The sequence below is a fragment of the Streptomyces sp. NPDC001493 genome, assembly GCF_053597235.1.
Map to the genome: position 1 here is coordinate 81,866 of NZ_JBSFHV010000021.1, position 16,515 is coordinate 98,380.

At 71.7% G+C, this 16,515-nt stretch carries 18 protein-coding genes and 1 CRISPR repeat array; of the genes, 13 read left to right on the forward strand and 5 right to left on the reverse strand.

Annotated features, from left to right (window positions below; all coding sequences use genetic code 11):
* The first annotated feature begins 74 nt into the window (after nt 1-74).
* Nucleotides 75-1,247, forward strand: a complete 1,173-nt coding sequence (locus tag ACWCWD_RS27060; protein WP_450776545.1) for a M20 family metallopeptidase — start codon at nt 75-77, stop codon at nt 1,245-1,247.
* Between the two features lie 141 nt (nt 1,248-1,388).
* On the opposite strand, the gene ACWCWD_RS27065 is transcribed toward ACWCWD_RS27060, so the two are convergent.
* Together ACWCWD_RS27065 and ACWCWD_RS27070 are read right to left on the reverse strand one after the other, a co-directional pair.
* Nucleotides 1,389-2,609 carry an FAD-dependent oxidoreductase gene (locus ACWCWD_RS27065; RefSeq protein WP_450776547.1) on the reverse strand — a complete coding sequence of 407 codons (1,221 nt, stop codon included), beginning with the start codon at nt 2,607-2,609 and terminating at the stop codon, nt 1,389-1,391.
* A 72-nt stretch (nt 2,610-2,681) separates the two neighbouring features.
* On the reverse strand, nt 2,682-3,392 hold the full coding sequence (locus ACWCWD_RS27070) for a TetR/AcrR family transcriptional regulator (protein ID WP_450776549.1): 711 nt from the start codon (nt 3,390-3,392) through the stop codon (nt 2,682-2,684).
* A 180-nt stretch (nt 3,393-3,572) separates the two neighbouring features.
* On the opposite strand from ACWCWD_RS27070, the gene ACWCWD_RS27075 reads away from it, so the two are divergent.
* The 3 genes from ACWCWD_RS27075 to ACWCWD_RS27085 all read left to right on the forward strand — a co-directional run bounded on the left by ACWCWD_RS27075 (nt 3,573) and on the right by ACWCWD_RS27085 (nt 5,616).
* Nucleotides 3,573-3,842, forward strand: coding sequence for a type II toxin-antitoxin system Phd/YefM family antitoxin (locus ACWCWD_RS27075; protein ID WP_450776551.1), 270 nt, complete (start codon nt 3,573-3,575; stop codon nt 3,840-3,842).
* Nucleotides 3,832-4,299: a PIN domain-containing protein gene (locus ACWCWD_RS27080; RefSeq protein WP_450776553.1), complete on the forward strand. Its 468-nt coding sequence runs from the start codon at nt 3,832-3,834 to the stop codon at nt 4,297-4,299. The genes ACWCWD_RS27075 and ACWCWD_RS27080 overlap by 11 nt, the downstream gene beginning before the upstream one ends.
* Before the next feature lie 714 nt (nt 4,300-5,013).
* Nucleotides 5,014-5,616 (forward strand): mycothiol transferase, encoded by a 603-nt coding sequence (locus ACWCWD_RS27085; protein ID WP_450776555.1) that lies wholly within the window; start codon nt 5,014-5,016, stop codon nt 5,614-5,616.
* An 18-nt stretch (nt 5,617-5,634) separates the two neighbouring features.
* Here the strand turns inward: ACWCWD_RS27085 and ACWCWD_RS27090 are convergent, their stop codons facing one another.
* Nucleotides 5,635-6,237, reverse strand: a complete 603-nt coding sequence (locus ACWCWD_RS27090; RefSeq protein ID WP_450776665.1) for a TetR/AcrR family transcriptional regulator C-terminal ligand-binding domain-containing protein — start codon at nt 6,235-6,237, stop codon at nt 5,635-5,637.
* Between the two features lie 160 nt (nt 6,238-6,397).
* On the opposite strand from ACWCWD_RS27090, the gene ACWCWD_RS27095 reads away from it, so the two are divergent.
* The 6 genes from ACWCWD_RS27095 (at nt 6,398) to ACWCWD_RS27120 (ending at nt 11,407) form a co-directional block, all read left to right on the forward strand.
* Nucleotides 6,398-7,201, forward strand: a complete 804-nt coding sequence (locus tag ACWCWD_RS27095; protein ID WP_450776557.1) for an SDR family oxidoreductase — start codon at nt 6,398-6,400, stop codon at nt 7,199-7,201.
* 151 nt (nt 7,202-7,352) lie between these two features.
* Nucleotides 7,353-8,042 carry an RNA polymerase sigma factor gene (locus ACWCWD_RS27100; RefSeq protein ID WP_450776559.1) on the forward strand — a complete coding sequence of 230 codons (690 nt, stop codon included), beginning with the start codon at nt 7,353-7,355 and terminating at the stop codon, nt 8,040-8,042.
* Nucleotides 8,043-8,119: 77 nt separating this feature from the next.
* On the forward strand, nt 8,120-8,971 hold the full coding sequence (locus tag ACWCWD_RS27105) for a hypothetical protein (RefSeq protein ID WP_450776561.1): 852 nt from the start codon (nt 8,120-8,122) through the stop codon (nt 8,969-8,971).
* Nucleotides 8,972-9,214: 243 nt separating this feature from the next.
* The gene (locus tag ACWCWD_RS27110) at nt 9,215-10,516 is read left to right on the forward strand and encodes an aminotransferase class I/II-fold pyridoxal phosphate-dependent enzyme (protein WP_450776563.1); all 1,302 of its coding nucleotides are present in this window, start codon (nt 9,215-9,217) and stop codon (nt 10,514-10,516) included.
* Between the two features lie 142 nt (nt 10,517-10,658).
* Nucleotides 10,659-11,087 (forward strand): DMT family transporter, encoded by a 429-nt coding sequence (locus ACWCWD_RS27115; protein ID WP_450776565.1) that lies wholly within the window; start codon nt 10,659-10,661, stop codon nt 11,085-11,087.
* The gene (locus tag ACWCWD_RS27120) at nt 11,084-11,407 is read left to right on the forward strand and encodes a DMT family transporter (protein ID WP_450776567.1); all 324 of its coding nucleotides are present in this window, start codon (nt 11,084-11,086) and stop codon (nt 11,405-11,407) included. The genes ACWCWD_RS27115 and ACWCWD_RS27120 overlap by 4 nt, the downstream gene beginning before the upstream one ends.
* A gap of 82 nt (nt 11,408-11,489) precedes the next feature.
* On the opposite strand, the gene ACWCWD_RS27125 is transcribed toward ACWCWD_RS27120, so the two are convergent.
* Nucleotides 11,490-12,446: a quinone oxidoreductase family protein gene (locus ACWCWD_RS27125; protein WP_450776569.1), complete on the reverse strand. Its 957-nt coding sequence runs from the start codon at nt 12,444-12,446 to the stop codon at nt 11,490-11,492.
* A gap of 99 nt (nt 12,447-12,545) precedes the next feature.
* Between ACWCWD_RS27125 and ACWCWD_RS27130 the strand changes: the two genes are divergently transcribed.
* Together ACWCWD_RS27130 and ACWCWD_RS27135 are read left to right on the forward strand one after the other, a co-directional pair.
* The gene (locus ACWCWD_RS27130) at nt 12,546-13,058 is read left to right on the forward strand and encodes a MarR family winged helix-turn-helix transcriptional regulator (protein ID WP_450776571.1); all 513 of its coding nucleotides are present in this window, start codon (nt 12,546-12,548) and stop codon (nt 13,056-13,058) included.
* Between the two features lie 75 nt (nt 13,059-13,133).
* Nucleotides 13,134-13,289 (forward strand): hypothetical protein, encoded by a 156-nt coding sequence (locus ACWCWD_RS27135; RefSeq protein ID WP_450776573.1) that lies wholly within the window; start codon nt 13,134-13,136, stop codon nt 13,287-13,289.
* Nucleotides 13,290-13,493: 204 nt separating this feature from the next.
* Here ACWCWD_RS27135 and ACWCWD_RS27140 read toward each other — a convergent pair whose 3' ends face one another.
* Nucleotides 13,494-14,186, reverse strand: a complete 693-nt coding sequence (locus ACWCWD_RS27140; protein ID WP_450776575.1) for a hypothetical protein — start codon at nt 14,184-14,186, stop codon at nt 13,494-13,496.
* A 263-nt stretch (nt 14,187-14,449) separates the two neighbouring features.
* Nucleotides 14,450-14,845: a CRISPR direct-repeat array (repeat unit 29 nt; unit sequence GGGACCATCCCCGCACGCGCGGGGAGCAC).
* Nucleotides 14,846-15,312: 467 nt separating this feature from the next.
* On the opposite strand from ACWCWD_RS27140, the gene ACWCWD_RS27145 reads away from it, so the two are divergent.
* Nucleotides 15,313-16,506 (forward strand): low temperature requirement protein A, encoded by a 1,194-nt coding sequence (locus ACWCWD_RS27145; RefSeq protein ID WP_450776577.1) that lies wholly within the window; start codon nt 15,313-15,315, stop codon nt 16,504-16,506.
* Nucleotides 16,507-16,515 lie beyond the last annotated feature (9 nt).

Consider the following 16,515-nt stretch of genomic DNA (forward strand, 5'->3'; position numbering starts at 1 on the left):
AACTTTCGCATGTCGGGGCAGAGCAATCATGCAGAGGCGTATCCCCACGGAAGCCGCGCCAAAGGAGTCCCGCCGTGCCCGCATCCCAAGTCCTCGACCCGCGTGACCTGTTGCGCCGCCTCACCGAAGACACCGACGCGATGGTCACGGATCTGGAACGGCTCGTACGGGCCGAGTCCCCCTCCTCCGACGGCGACGCCCTCCGCGCATGCCGGGACGTACTGGCCGAAATCGGCACCCGCCTCCTCGGTACCGCCCCCACGGTGCTGCCGCACGACCCCGGCAACGGCCGCCCCGGCGGGCTGCTCTGGCGCCTCGGCCCGGCCGACGTACGACCCGTCCTGCTGGTCGGCCACTTCGACACCGTGTTCCCCATGGGCACGCTGAAGCGCCGGCCGTTCCTCGTCGACGGCACCCGGGCGACCGGCCCCGGCGTCTTCGACATGAAGGGCGGCCTGATCCAGGGCCTGTACGGGCTGGCCCGGCTGCGCGAGCTGACCGGCGAGTACCCCGCCGTCGCGTTCCTGATCACCGCCGACGAGGAGATCGGCTCCCCCGCGGGCGCCGAGATCGTCACCGAGTGGGCACGCAAGTCCCGCGCCGCGCTGGTCCTGGAGGGCGCGGCGGACGGCGGCGGCCTGAAGCACGCCCGCAAGGGCTGGTCGTTCTACGACATCCGCGTCAAGGGCATCGCCGCCCACGCCGGCCTGGAGCCCCACAAGGGCTCCAACGCCCTGACGGACCTGGCCAGGATCATCGTCGCGCTGGAATCCCTCGCCGCGTACGACGACCGGGTCACCGTCACACCGACGGTGGCGAGCGCGGGCACCACCCAGAACACCGTCCCCGACCGCGCCCACGTCACGGTCGACGTCCGCGTCCCCGACGTCCAGGCGCAGAAGGACATCGACGCCGAGCTCCACCGCATCGTCGCCGACGTGGCACGGCTCCCCTACGAGATCACCGGCGGACCCAACCGCCCGCCCCTCGAAGAGGCCTCCGCCACCGGCCTGCTGGAGACGGCCCGTACCGCGCTCGCCGAACTCGGCCTGGAATGGCCCGGATCGGCCGCCGTGGGCGGCATCTCCGACGGCAACCTCTGCGCCGCGGCGGGCGCCCCCACCCTGGACGGCCTCGGCGCGGTGGGCGGCGGCCCGCACGCCGACCACGAGTGGACCGACGTGACCCGCATGCCGGAGCGCGCGGCACTGCTGGCGCGGATGGTGACGCTGCTCCAGGAGGGGTGAGACCCGGGGGCCGTGGGCCGGTTCGGGGGGGGCTGGGCGCGGGGGCCGGTTCGGGGGGCCGGTTCGGGGGGCCGGGGGCCGGTTCCGTACGGGAGGTACAGGGGTCCTTCCGTACGGAACCGGGGCCGCGTTCTCTCGGCTTCAGCCCTGTTCCGCGTCCGGGCCGCCGAGCCCGGCGAACATGTCCAGCAACGACTGCGGGGCGTTCGGCGCGAAGATGGCCTCCAGCCCCTCGGCGGTCTCCAGCGCCGTCCGCTCGGCGCGCGGGAAGAGAAGCTCCTCGTACTCCGAGAGCGCCGCCTCCGTGTCCCCCGGGTGCGCGGCCAGGCAACGGCCGAGGTCCGCCCCGTCGATCAGCGCGAGGTTCGCGCCCTCCCCGGCGAACGGCGACATCAGGTGCGCCGCGTCCCCGAGCAGCGTGACGCCCGGAACCCGGGACCAGCGGTGGCCGACGGGCAGCTCGTGGATGTGCCGGGGCACCAGCGGCCCGTCCGCCTCGGCGATGAGCCCGCGCAGGCTGGGCGCCCAGTCCTCGAAGTGCTCCAGGACGGCCGCCTTCGCCGCCCCGGAGTCGGTGAAGTCGACCGTACCCAGCCAGCTTTCGTCGGTGCGCAGTGCCACGTAGACGTGCAGGCTGCCATCCGTCTCACGGTGGCCCAGCAGCGCCTTCTCGTCGCCGAGCCCGAAGAACATCCCCCCGCCGAGCAGCGCCGCGGCCTCGGGGTGACGGGTGTCCGCGTCGAACAGGTCGACCTCCACGAAGGAGACCCCGGTGTACGCGGGCACCGCGTCGGACACCAGCGGACGCACCCGCGACCAGGCGCCGTCGGCCCCGACGAGCAGATCGGTGGTGAACACCGACCCGTCGGCGAGCGTCACCTCGTACCGGCCGCCCCGGCCCCCGTCAGCGCCCGTCGCCCGGCACGCCACCACCTTGGAGTTCCAGCGGATGGTGCCCTCCGGGAGGGAGGTGAGCAGCAGGTCGCGCAGGTCGCCCCTGTCGATCTCGGGGCGCTCGCCGGAGCCGTCGTCCTCCTCCTCCCGGTGGACGAAGCCGTTCTTGTCGAGCAGCCGCATCGCCTGACCGCCCGGGTGCACCTTGGCCAGGAACGCCTCGTGCAACCGCGCCTCGCGCAGCGCCGCCTGCCCGGTCTCCTCGTGGATGTCGAGCATCCCGCCCTGCTTACGGGCGTCCGGCGAGGCGTCCAGGTCGAAGACCGGCACGTCGATGCCGTGCACGTTCAGGACCCGGGCGAGCATCAGGCCGCCGAGCCCGCCGCCGACGACGGCTATGGGGTGGTGGAGGGTGGGAGTGGATGACGTGGATGACGTGGATGACGTGGATGGAGTGGTGGTCGTCATGGCGTGGCTCCTTCTCGACGTACTTCGTACCGGCGACGGCGACGGCGCCGGATCGGATCAGTTCGGATCAGGTCAGATCAGGTCGCGCGGGGTGGTCAGCGCACCGTTGACGACCACCCGGAACATCCACCCGAGGCGCTGCGGCGGGGCCCCGGAGAACAGGTCGTCGCCGAGCGCGGCGATACGCGGATACGTGTCGGCGGACGCGGCACGCAGCGCTCCCACCAGCGCGTCGTGCTCCTCCTCGGCGGAGTCGGTCTCCGAGCGGGTGCCCTGCTCGGCAGCGGCGGCGGTCGCCAGCTGGAGCAGTACGTCCACGCCCCAGGCGGCCTGCCCCGGAGGCACCCCGCCCTCGTCGAGCAGGGCGAGGATCGCCTCCACCAGCGCCAGGTAGTTCGCCCCGGTGGGCCGCGCCACGAGCGCGGAACGCGCCAGGCTCGGGTGCTCGAAGAGCACCCCCGTGTACGACCCGAGCACCTGGACGAGCCGCTCCCGCCAGTCCTCCCGGACCTCGGCCGGGGCCTTCGCGGGGCTCAGGTCGACCGCGCCGAGGTACTCCTCCAGGATCGCGGCGTGCAGCTCGGCCGTGTTCCCGAAGTAGACGTAGAGCGAGGCCGGCCCGGTGTCCAGCTCCGTCGCCAGCCGCCGCATGGTCACGCGCTGAAGCCCTTCGGCACGCATGATCCGCACGGCGGCCTCGACGATGCCCGCATGACTGAGCGCGGGCTTGGCGGGCCGCTCGCGGCGGCTGCGGGGGGCGGGAGGTGGGGTGGCTGGTGTCATACGACGAGCGTAACGAACATGTTCGTAGCGAACAAGTACTTCACGAACATGTTCGTTATGGACTCTCGGGGGATCGATCCGACACTCCCTCGAACACCGCGCAGCACGTCACGCACCAAGGCGCGCCCACCGCGTAGCACCCTGTAGCACCCAGTAGCACCCGCCGCTAGACTGAGTCCCATGAGCGCTCAGCCCGAAATCAACCAGCGGGACCTCCGCAATCGATCCCGCGAGATCATGGACGCCATACAGGGAGGCCAGTCCTTCACCGTCACTCGTGACGGACACCCGATCGGTGAGCTGATCCCGCTGCGTCGCCGCCGCAGATTCGTCTCGCGCCACGAGTTCGCCGCCATGTCGAAAACCGCTCCGGACCTTGACCTCGACGCGTTCCGGGCCGACCAGGACGCCACGTCCGACACCTACTTGGACGACCCCTATGCCCGCTGACCGTCCGACATACCAGCAGGGACTCCTGGACACCAACGTCGTAATCCTGCGCAGGTGGGTGGCCCCCGACGAACTCCCGGACGAAGTCGCGATCACCGCCATCACGCTGGCCGAGCTGTCCGCCGGCCCGCACGAGGTGAAGCGAAACGAGGAACACAGCGGCTACGACGAGCACGCCGAGCGCGCCCGCAGGCTCGACATCCTCCAGCGCGCCGAGAACGAGTTCTCCCCCATCCCTTTCGACGCCAATGCAGCTCGCATCTACGGCCGCATCTGCGCCGCCGTCATCAGTGCGGGTCGCAAACCGCGCCGCAGGGTGGCGGATCTGATGATCGCCGCCATCGCCGTGGCAGAGGGCCTCCCCCTTTTCACCACCAACCCCGACGACTTCAAGGGGCTGGATGAGCTCCTCACGGTGGTACCAGTCACGCGCCCGGCCGCACCCCACGAGCACTGACTCCCTCGTGCTCGCGCGTCGCCAGCAGGAGACCACGCGCATACGACTGGGCGGCACAGCAGGATGACTACCGCCATCCGGCCATCACAGGGGCTGTCCCGCACGCGCGGGGAGCACTGACGCACCGAAAGCGCGCCCAGGACTACGGAGGGACCATCCCCGCACGCGCGGGGAGCACGCTGCAGCATGCCCGGGCAGGAAGATCCCGCGGGGACCATACCCGCACGCGCGGGAGCACTTCGACGTGCCGACCATGGACCTGGGGGGCCCGGGACCATCCCCGCACACGCGGGAAGCACGACCCGACGAACCCGTTGCCGCCGTACTGCCCGGGACCATCCCCGCACGCGCGGGGAGCACGCAGGCCGCACAAATGAGGGAAACCGGCCCTCGGGACCATCCCCGCACGCGCGGGGAGCACTCCGTGTCGTCGGGGAACAGCCACGCCAACGCGGGACCATCCCCGCACGCGCGGGGAGCACCCTCCCTGACCTGCGGGTTCATCTCGCCGAAGGGCCGGATTCGACCAACTTCACCGACTCGGACATTTCACCCACCCCCAACCGACACGCGCGCCGCCCCCACCACTCACCGCACCCGCCAAGTCAACAGCACCCGCCCCACAGCCCGCCGGAAAACCGGCCCTCAGTCATCCAGCTCCCCTCAACTCCCGCTCCCCTCCCTGCTGTCAGTCCCCCATGCTTGGCTCTCCCCATGGACGACGCACCCAGCACGGGCACCCAACCGCAACACAGCGAACCGCACGCACCCACCCCGACCCCCACCGCACACCCTCGCCAGGGCACCCCACCCCCTCCCCCCAACCCCGAAATCGCCGCCCTCCTCTCCTCTCTGCGCGCCCAGCGTCGGCACGTGCTCGGGATACTCGACGGACTCGACGCCGACGCCCTGCGCAGGCCCGCACTTCCCTCGGGGTGGAGTTGCCTGGGGCTGGTGCGGCATCTGGCGCTCGATGTCGAACGGTTCTGGTTCCGGGCCGTGTTCCTCGGCGACACCGACGTCATCCGGTCACTGGACGGCATCGAGGACGCCTGGCAGGTTCCGGCCGACGCCTCGTCCTCCGACGTGCTCGGCGTGTACCTCTCCGAAGCCGAGCGCGCGGACTCCGTCATCGCTGCCGCCGCCTCTGCGGACGCGCCCCTCGCCTGGTGGCCGCGTCACCTCTTCGGGGAGCCGCACCTCCACACCCTGCGGGATCTCCTGCTGCACGTCATCACCGAGACTGCCTGTCACGCCGGCCATCTCGACGCGGCCCGCGAACTCATCGACGGTCGGCGCTGGTTGGTCATCACCTGAGGGAGCGGGGGCCCCGCCTCAACTCCGGATCCCGCGCATGAGGTTACGGATCAACGCGTCCGCGAACGCCAAGTCGAGTGTCTCGTCGGGCAGCAGCAGCCGGTGGTAGCAGGCGCCCCACAGCTGGTCCACGACGACCTGCGGGTCGACGTCGGGGTGGATCTGGCCGAGGGACTGCGCGCGGGTGAGCCGTTCGACCGCGAGGAGTCGGCGCGGGTGGGTGTAGTGCTCCGCGAGGGCGGCGGCCAGGGCGGCGTCGGACTGTGCGGCGCCTACGAGTTGGGCGATCACGTGCCCCGTACGCGGATCGGTGAGCAGGCCGACGAAGGCGTGGAGCTGGGCGGTGAGATCGCGCTCGATGTCCCCGGTGTCCGCGAACGCGAGGGTGCCCTCGACCGCGCTGAAGTACGCCTCGAAGGCCAGGGCGCCCGGCGAGGGCCACCACTTGTAGAGCGTCATCTTGCTGGCGCCCGCGCGGGCCGCCACCTTCTCGAAGGTGATCCCGGCCAGCCCCGTCTCGAAGAGCATCGCGCCGGCCGCGTCCAGTACCGCTTCGCGCACCTCCGTCGCGGGGCGGCGGCCTCGGCCGCGCCTGACGGAATCCTTCGGCTCCTCGGACATCGCCACGCCCCTTCCTTCCTGCTCACCCTCGTGCACCAGGAGGCCCGGCGCGCCGCGTCGGCGGTACACCAGCCCCTGCTTGCAGTATATGGACGATCAGTCTACATTTTTAATGGACGGATAGTCCATTAATGAGCAGGCGAGCGGGAGGCTGATCCCCATGACCGACACCACCCAGCCCCGGACCGACAGCAACACCGACAGCAGCGACACCAGCGGCAACAGCACCCCTGGCACCCCCACCCGCGTCGCCATCGTCACCGGCGCTTCCGGCGGCATCGGCCGGGCCGTCGCCGAGCGGCTGGCCGCCGACGGCATGGCCGTGGTCGTGCACTACGGGCGGGACGAGGCGCGGGCTCAGGAGGTCGTGGCGGCCGTGGAGAAGCTGGGCGGGCAGGCCACCGCGGTCAGCGGTGACGTGGCGGACGAGCACGCGATGGCCGCGCTCTTCGCGGCGGCCGAGCAGGCGTACGGCGGCGTGGACGTGGTGGTGAACACGGCCGGGATCATGCTCCTCGCACCGGTGGCCGAGTTCGACCTCGACGCCTTCGACCGTATGCACCGCACCAATGTGCGCGGCACGTTCGTGGTGTCCCAACTGGCCGCCCGTACGCTCCGGTCCGGCGGCGCGCTGATCAACTTCTCCACCTCCGTGACCCGGCTCCAGCAGCCCACGTACGCCGCCTACGCGGCCACCAAGGGTGCCGTCGAGGCAATGACGCTGGTCCTCGCCCGTGAGCTGCGCGGCCGTGACGTGACGGTGAACGCGGTCGCGCCCGGCCCGACCGCCACCCCGCTCTTCCTGGACGGCAAGCCACAGCAGGTGGTGGACACCATCGCGAGCCTCTCGCCGATGGAGCGCCTCGGCACCCCCGAGGACATCGCCGAGGCCGTCGCGTTCCTGGCCGGCCCGGGCCGCTGGATCAACGGCCAGGTGCTGTACGCCAACGGCGGCGTCGCCTGACGCCCACCAGGTCACCCGGGTCGACCAGGTCGACCAGGTCGACCAGGTCATCGCCGACAGGGCCGGTCCCACCCGTCGACGCGAAATCAACTCGGCGAAGCGAATTCCACTCGGCGGGAACCTTCGGCCGGGTGCCGGACACGTACAGGGCATGGAACTGAACGACGCCGGCCCCGCCATACCGGCCGGAGGGACATCCCTGCCGGTCGGCGGCACGGCCTTACCGCTCGGAGGCCCGTCCGACCGGGAGCTCTGGGCGAGGGCCGTCGGCGGCGACCGGGAGGCCTTCGGCCGGATCTTCGACCGGCACGCGAAGACCGTCTACAACTACCTGTTCCGGCGTACGGCCGACTGGTCCGAGGCCGAGGACCTCACCTCGACCGTGTTCATGCACGCCTGGCGCCGGCGTACGGAGACGGTGCTCGACCGCGACTCGGCCCTGCCGTGGCTGCTGGGCATCGCCGACCGCCTGCTGTCGAACACCAGACGGCGGCTGAGGCGGGCCGAGGCGTTGCTGCACCGGCTCGTCTCGCACGACGAGCCGGTGGGCGACCACGCGGACCGCATCGCCGTCCTCGTCGACGACGAGCGTCGCATGTCGGAGATCCACCGGGCGCTGGCCCGGCTGCCCCGCCATGAACGCGAGGTCGTCGAGCTCTGCGTGTGGTCGGGTCTGGATCAGCAGGCGGCCGCGACAGCGCTGGGGGTGGCCGTCGGGACGGTGAAGTCCCGGCTGCACCGGGCCCGGCGCAGGCTGGGGGCCGTCCTCGTCGACGGAGCCGCGGTACCGGCGTCGTCCAGTTCGAAGAATCCCGTCAACGCGAAGGAGTTCGCACGGTGAACGACATGCCAGGCCTTCCTGCGGCTCCTTCCGAACGTGATCTGCCGAACCACCGGCGGACCCGAGAGGAACTCCTGATGAAGATCGCCCCTGAGGACAACCGCGCTTCGCTGCGACGCAGGTGGGGGGTGCCGCTGGCCGTCGCGGCGGGCGTCGCGACGATGAGCGTCACGGCCGTGGTCGTCTTCGGCGGTACGGGGGAAGCCAAGCCGACCCTCGCCTCCCCCGGGTCGAGCGCCGGAAACCCGACGGGCCCGGCCGCGTCGCCGCGTACGAGCACCACGCCCGGCACGTCGTCGACCGGCTCCACGTCGGGCGGGACCACGTCGGGCGGGACTGCCTCGGCCGGATCGTCGGCCGCCCCGGAGACGGCCACCGTCACCAGCACCGCCACGACCCCGATCGACGCCGGGACCGTGGCGAAGATCCTGGCCTCCTGCCTGGGTTCGGACGCGTCGCGGTACGACGCGGTGCTCGCGGTCCGCACCCCCCTCGCCACCGGGGACACGGACGGAGTGGTCGTCGCGGTCGACTCCGCCGGCCAGTACGTGCAGTGCCAGTCGAACGGCGACAAGGGCATCAGCGCGGACTCGCCGCCCACGTTCATCAACAACCGTCTGTGGGGCACCGGCCGCCTGATCGAGTACTTCGACTCGTTCGGCCAGAGCACGGGCAAGGGGCAGTACACGGTGCTCGGCGCCGGGCACTACGCCTCCGGCGTCGCCAAGGTCACCATCAGCTACGACGACGACCCGAAGGAGTACCCGGCGGCCATGGCGGACGGCGCGTTCGTCTACGCGGCGGCGTTCTCCACCGGTACGTCCAAGCCCGGCCCGCACTTCGCGGGCCCGAACGCCACCGTCCACGCGTACGACGCGGCCGGCAAGGAGATCTACGACCAGGCGAAGGACCCGCAGTTCTCCTCGTAGCGGCAACCCGGCGTTCCCCACCGGCCGCGCAGTGCCCTCGTCGCGGCCCCACCGCTGCCCCCGGCGACCTCGCCGGGGGCAGCGGTGTTCGATGCGGCTCCGAGGGAGCCGAGCTCCGGGGCCGAGCACCGAAAGAAGCGCGCGCCGAAGGAAGCGCGCACCGAAAGAAGCGAGCCACTGACCGGTTTGTATCCTCGGCAGGGTGCCGTCCGGCACCGAGCGGGACCCGCGAGAGGACACACCGTGACCACCGAGCTGAGCTCCGACGCCCTGGGCGCCCCCGGCGCCCCGAGCGACCTGAGCAACCTTGTCGACCGTGCCAGGCAGGACTACGAGGAGCTGGCCGGCCGCGGCCTCTCCCTCGACCTGACCCGGGGGAAGCCGGCGCCGACGCAGCTCGATCTCTCCGAGGACCTGCTGAGCCTGCCGGGCGGCCGGCACACCGCCGCCGACGGCACCGACGTGCGCAACTACGGCGGCCTCCAGGGGCTGACCGAGCTCCGGGAGATCTTCGCCGAACAGCTCCAGGTGCCGGTGGCGCAGCTGCTCGCGGCCGGCAACTCCAGCCTGGAGCTGATGCACGACTCCCTGGTGCACGCGATGCTCAGCGTGCTGCCGGGCGCCGAGTCGCGCTGGGTGGACCAGGGCCGGATCGCGTTCCTCTGCCCCGTTCCCGGTTACGACCGGCACTTCGCCCTGTGCGAGCGGTTCGGCATCGACATGATCCCCGTACCGATGACAGCGGCGGGCCCGGACATGGACGTGGTCGAGCGCCTCGTCGCGGAGAACCCGGCCGTCAAGGGCATCTGGTGCGTCCCGAAGTACAGCAACCCGGACGGCGCGGTCTACAGCGACGAGACGGTGGCCCGGCTGGCCGCGATGGAGACCGCCGCGCCCGACTTCCGCATCTTCTGGGACAACGCCTACGCCGTGCACCACCTCACCGAGGAGCGGGTGGAGATCGCCGACCTGCTCGCCGCGTGCGACGCGGCCGGGAACGCGGACCGGGTGTTCGTGTTCGGCTCCACCTCCAAGATCACCCTGGCGGGCGCGGGTGTCGCGTTCTTCGGCTCGTCCCCGGCCAACGTGAAGTGGCTGCTCGCCAACAACTCGAAGCGCTCCATCGGCCCGGACAAGGTCAACCAGCTGCGGCACGCGATGTACCTGCGCGACGCGGACGGCGTACGCGACCTGATGGACCGTCAGCGTCACGCGCTCCAGCCGAAGTTCGAGGCCGTACAGCGCATCCTCGAAGCCGAGCTGGGCGGTACGGGCCTCGCCGTCTGGACCAAGCCCAAGGGCGGCTACTTCGTGAACCTGGAGGTCGAGGAGGGCTGCGCGAAGGAGGTCGTACGGCGCGCCGGAGCGGCCGGTATCGTCCTCACCCCGGCCGGTGCCACCCACCCGTACGGCGACGACCCGAGCGACTCCGTCATCCGTATCGCGCCCAGCTACCCGACGCAGGAGGAGCTGGAAGAGGCCATCCTCGGCCTGACCGCGTGCGTGCGGGTCGTCGGGTACGAGAAGCGGCTCGCCGCGCAGTAACCCAGTGACTCCGTAACGGAGTTACGCGGTACCTCAGTACCGCAGTACCGCAGCCGGGCCGTACGTCCTCCGGGGCGTACGGCCCCCGGCGTGCCCCCGGCGCGCGCCCTCCCGAGCAGGCCCAGGGGGAAGGACCCCACGCATGACCCGCGACACGCACGTCAACGGCTCCAGGAAGTGGCTGTTCCTCGTCGGTGCGATCGCCTCCGAGGTCGCGGCGACGCTCGCCCTGCGGGCCGCGCTCGACGCCCGGCCGTGGTTCGTGCTGGTGGTCGCCGGTTACGTCGCCGCCTTCACGTTGCTGGCGCTGGTGCTGCGCGAGGGGATGCCGATCGGTGTCGCGTACGGGATCTGGGGCGCGAGCGGCGTCGCCGTCACCGCCGTCCTGGCCGCGCTCCTCTTCGGGGACCCGCTGACCTGGCTGATGGGCCTCGGCGTCGTGGCGGTCGCCGGCGGGGTCATGACCGTGGAGCTCGGCGCGCAACGCGCCGCGGCCGCCCGGGAGCAGGCCGAAGCCGCCCCCGTCTCCCGCCCAGACGCCCCCGACGCCCCCGAGGAGACCACCCCGTGAGCTGGCTCTTCCTGATGGGCGCGATCCTCTGCGAGGTCAGCGGCACCCTCGCCCTGCGCGCCTCCGAGGGCTTCCGCAAGAAGGCGTGGCTGGCGCCGGTCCTGTTCGCGTACGTCGTCTCGTTCGGCTGCCTCGCGCTGGCGCTCTCCCATGGCATGGCGATCGGCGTCGCGTACGGCATCTGGTCCGCCTGCGGGGTCGCCCTGACCGCCGTCCTCGCCCGCCGCCTCTTCGGCGAACCGCTCACCCGGCTGATGGGCCTGGGCATCGTCCTGATCGCCGGCGGCGTCCTGCTGATCGAAGCGGGCGCCCACCCGTAGAGGCCGTCCCGCACCTCCTGCCGGGTGCGCGACGACAGCCCCCGGGGCCCCGCCCGTACGCGCCGCCCGCCCCGCCCGTGCCCTACGGCGTGAACACCAGACGCCGGGCCGGGTCGGCGGGTTCGGTCCAGACGGACTCCACCTCGGACAGCGGCACCGCCCGGGTGGCGACGACGAACGTACCGGCCGCCAACTCATCAACCAGTGACGGCAGTTCGGCAACGATCCCGGCAGCGGTGAGCGATCCCTGACCGCTGCCCATGATGCGCAGGTTCGCCGCGCGCAGCACGAAGGACGGCAGCGTGATGTCCGGCCCGGCCGTGGAGCCGATCTGGATCCAGTCGAGCGGCGTGCTGCGTTCCGCGCGGCGGGTGAGCAGCGCGGGGATGGCGAGTTCGGTGGGGCGGCCCCAGGTGTAGTCGATGACCACGTCCACGTCGGCCGCCGCCTCGCCCAGCCGGTCCGCCGCCTCGGCCGCGTCCCCGGCCAGGGAGACGGTCCGGGTGGCACCGAGACCGGTCAGCCGGTCCAGGCGCTCCGGGTCCCGCCCGGCGGCGACGACCGCCTCGGCGCCGAGGTGGCGGGCGATCTGGACGGCCATCTGACCCGCGTTGCCGGTCGCGCCGAGGACCAGCACGCTCTGCCCGGGGCGGAAGGAGATCCGGCGGCGCAGCGCCACCCAGGAGGACATCGCGGGGTTCATGGCCGCCGCGACGGTGACCGGGTCGGCACCCTCCGGAAGGGGCACGGACCTGCGGGGATCGAGCACGGCCCGTTCGGCGAGGGTGCCGGGCACGTCGTCGTCGGCGACGAAGTAGACGTGCCGGCCGTCGGCCAGCCGTCCCACCCCGTCCACCCCGGGGACCAGGGGCAGCCGCCCGTCGCTGGTGTAGTGGCTGCCGTCTGCGCCCGAGCGCACCCGGGGGTGCAGCCCCGAGGCGAGTACGTCCACGAGGACCTGCCCCTCGCCCGGAACCGGGGTCGGGAACTCCTCGTAGCGGGGCGGGCTGCCGAACGACCGGACGACTGCGGCGCGCATGGCGACTCCTTCGGCTGCTTCTGAGGCTCCTCGCCCCATTAGTACGCGGCACCAACTAAATTAGTTGGTGCCGCGTACTAGGTCAAATACAATGGCCCCATGCCGCACGCCACCCCGCCCCGACCGAGCACCCCCGAGGCGCCCACCACCCCCGCCACCGCCCCTTCCTCTCCCTCCTCCCCCTCCCTGCCCGAGGACCTCGGACTGGTGGACGGACTGGCGCAGCTGAGCTTCGCGGTGCAGGCGGCGCTGGGTAAGGTCGCGGCCGCGCACGGGCTGTCGATCGTGCAACTGCGCATGTTCGGCGTACTCCGCGACCGCGAACCGGGCATGCAGGAGCTCGCCCGCTTCCTAGGGCTCGACAAGTCCTCCGCGACCGGCCTGGTCGACCGCGCCGAACGCCGGGGCCTGGTGCGCCGCTCCCCGTCCCCGCACGATCGCCGCTCCGTACAGGTCGCGTTGACCGAGCAGGGCCATCAACTGGCCCGCGAGGCAACCGTCGAGGCCGGGCAGCACATCAACGCCCTGGCCGCCCACCTCACGGACGCGCAGCGCGCACAGCTCTCCCTGCTGGCGAGCGCCACGGTGGCCGGACCGCCGCCCACCGCCTGACCCGGCCCGGACGGGCCCATCCCCGACGCGGTCCGCATCACCCGGGGCGCGGGGGCAGGAGCGAGGGCGGGAGCCGTGTCAGTCGCGTCAGCCGCAGAAACGAAACGGCTCCAACACGCCACCTCCGACGCCCGGAGGGACGCCACGAAGCTCTACAAGTCCCCCGCCGGCAACGTGTACGCGCGTGAGGGCAGCCACTGGGACGCCCTCTACTACAACTGCCGCGCCTGACCTTCGACCCCGCACCCCCTCCGGAGCCCGGGGGCCAGGCCGGGCCCCAGCCCCGGACCGAACCGACACACGCGAATTACCGTCACACACAAGGGAGTTGGAGCATCATCGCCCAGGGAGGCTGGACTCCCTGGGGGGACCAACCACTACGAACCAGAGCGTCGCGCCGGACACATCCCCGGCGAGACCCAAACACCCCTGATGTCAGTCCATTTGGCGGGAGAGCTCCCGGTAGCACGAACGCCGCCGAGCTCCTTCCGGCGTGTAGGTGAAAGAGTCACGGAAACTGCCGGCTCCCCCGACGCGCACCGCGAGCAGTACGGGCTCCGCGTACTCGGCGGCCCACCCGCTCAGGCTGTCCGGCCGAGTGCCGTTCAAGAGATGGAAGCAGACCATCGGGTCGGCCGGGTTCGCGGTGACGTAACCGAGGGTCTTCCCGAACCGGGGGTTCGACCCGCCGAACCGCACCGAGGGCGGCCCGAACTCCGCCGCCACGTCCGACCAACTCCGGTCCTCCCGCCCCACCCACTCCGGCGCCGCCGCCCGCAGCCGGGCGTACTCCCCCGCGTCCAGCACCCGTACCGCCCGGAGCCAGCCGACCCGGTGCGCGAACTCCCCGTAGAGCGAGACCACCGCGTCCGCCGGTCCGTCACCGTGCAGATGCCGCGCGAAGGCCCCCTTCGCCCCGTTCACCGACCAGGCCCCCGACACCTCCCAGGCCGTCTGCTGCTGATGCCACACCTCGGGGCGGCCCTCCACGTAGAGGAGGTCCTGACACATCACCCGAAGGATCATCTCGTCCCCCCACATCCCCGGTCGTCGCAGAACCGAGTTGAGCCGGTCGACGAAGTGGGCACGGATGTCCGGGGAGGGCACGAGGGCATCGGAAGAGATCACACGGCCAGTGTTTCGTGTCAACGTTCGACGCGCATGCGTACGAAGAATTTCTTGGGAGATTGCCCAGCCCAACAGGCCCGTTGGTCACCGGGGGAACATCCAGCCACTACGAGCAGCTACGGCGGGTGCCTTCAACTGCCTTGTCCTGGGGGTGAGCCGCCGGATGGGGTGTGCTGCGGTCCGACTCCAGCCGCTTGTTGGTGGGGTTGTCCCCGCATGGGCGGGGAGCACGCAACCGTGAGGCAGCTCTCCATGTTGCCGTCAGGACCATCCCCGCACACGCGGAGAGCACAGAGCGCCGGTCTGATACACCGGAGGTAGCTGAGGACCATCCCCGCACGCGCGGGGAGCACGCCAGCCACGCCGAAGCGCGTGCCGTACGGGACGGGACCATCCCCGCACGCGCGGGAAGCACTTTCCACTGTTGCGGAAGATCCGGACTATGCCGGGACCATCCCCGCACGCGCGGGAAGCACGCGGGGTCGGGTTCCCACCACGTCGCCCACACGGGACCATCCCCGCACGCGCGGGGAGCACGAACCCGATGCTGCGCGGGTAGGCCGGCGCGTGGGACCATCCCCGCACGCGCGGGGAGCACCTTCCTCGGCGCTGTTTTCTGCGCGTCGTCCGGGGACCATCCCCGCACGCGCGGGGAGCACTCTTCCTGACCTGCGGGTTCTTCCGGAGAAAGCGGCCCCCCGAGCCAACTTCGCCGACTCGGACCTTTCCGACAAAGCGCCCGCCACATCAGTAGTCCTCTGCTCAACCCCAGTTCATCACGCCCGAAGCCGCCCCGTCAGCCGACTCCAGGCCCTCGACGCCAGCACCGCCCCACGCGCCCGAACGGCGCCCCCGGCAGCTCCACCCCACCCAGCCACCCACCCAGCCGCCTACACCGAACCCACCACCGCCCGCTTGCCCGTGAGCGCGCAGTTCCGTTCGGCTCGTGCACAGTCCTGACGGAGCCCGCGTCCGCGCGACGCATCCCGGTACGTCCGAGCGAGGATGAACCACGGCAAAGCACGGCATCGCGCCGCGCCACAGCCACACACCCGTACACGTACGTACGGCACGCACACCCACGCACGCACGCCCCCACGCACAACCGACGACAGGAGCAACGGCAATGGTGGAGCGCACAGTCCCCCTGCTGCGGACGATGCGGGCCCGGGACCCCGGCGAGGAGCACCGGGCGTCGACTCCCCTGGAGCTGCTCTTCGACCTGACGTTCGTGGTCGCGGTCTCGCAGGCCGCCGCGCAGCTCCATCACGCGCTGGCGGAGGATCACGTGGGCTCGGGCCTGGTCGGGTACGCGGCGGTGTTCTTTGCCATCTGGTGGGCCTGGATGAACTTCACCTGGTTCGCCTCCGCGTACGACACCGACGACGTGCCGTACCGGCTGGTGACGCTGTTGCAGATGGCGGGCGTTCTGGTGCTCGCCGCCGGGGTGCCCGCCGCGTTCCAGGACGGGGACTTCACGGTCGTCGTCATCGGGTACGTCATCATGCGCGTCGCGATGATCGCGCAGTGGCTGCGGGCCGCCTCGCAGCACCCGGAGGGTCGCCGCTGCGCCCTGCGGTACGCGTCGGGCATCGCCGTGGCGCAGCTCGGCTGGGTGGCCCGGCTCTGGGTGCCGGACGCGTGGCAGGCGGCCACCTTCGTGGCGCTCGTACTGGTCGAACTCGCCGTGCCCGCGTGGGCCGAGTCCCGTGGGAACAACACCAGTTGGCACCCGGAGCACATCGCCGAGCGGTACGGCCTCTTCACCATCATCGTGCTCGGCGAGGTCATCCTCGCCTCGCTCGCGGCGGTCCAGTCCGCCGTCTCCGACCACGGTCTGACCACCGCCGTCCTGCTGATCGCGATCGGCGGGCTGGTGCTGGTCTTCGGCCTGTGGTGGATGTACTTCACCGGCGGCGAGATCGGCCTGCCCACCCTGCGTTCCGCCCTGACTTGGGGGTACGCCCATTACGGCGTCTTCGCCTCGCTGGCCGCGCTCGGCGCCGGGCTGGAGGCGGCCGTGGACGCCACCGAGCACCACGCGCACCTGCCCGAGCGGACCGCCTCGCTGGCCGTCGCCGTACCGGTGGCGATCGTTCTCGTCCTGCTCGGCGCCCTGCACCGGATGACCGGCACCGGAGGTGTCGAGCACACCGCGGTGGTGGCGACGGGCGCCCTCGTGGTCCTCGCGCTCGGCTTCGCCGGTCCCGCCCTGGGACTGGGCCTGGGCGGCGCGGTGTTCGGCATGGGCCTGGCCGTCGCCGCGACCGTCGCCGCCGACGCGGCGGTCCTACGGCGACGGGCGGCGGGAAGCCCGTAACGGGAGAGG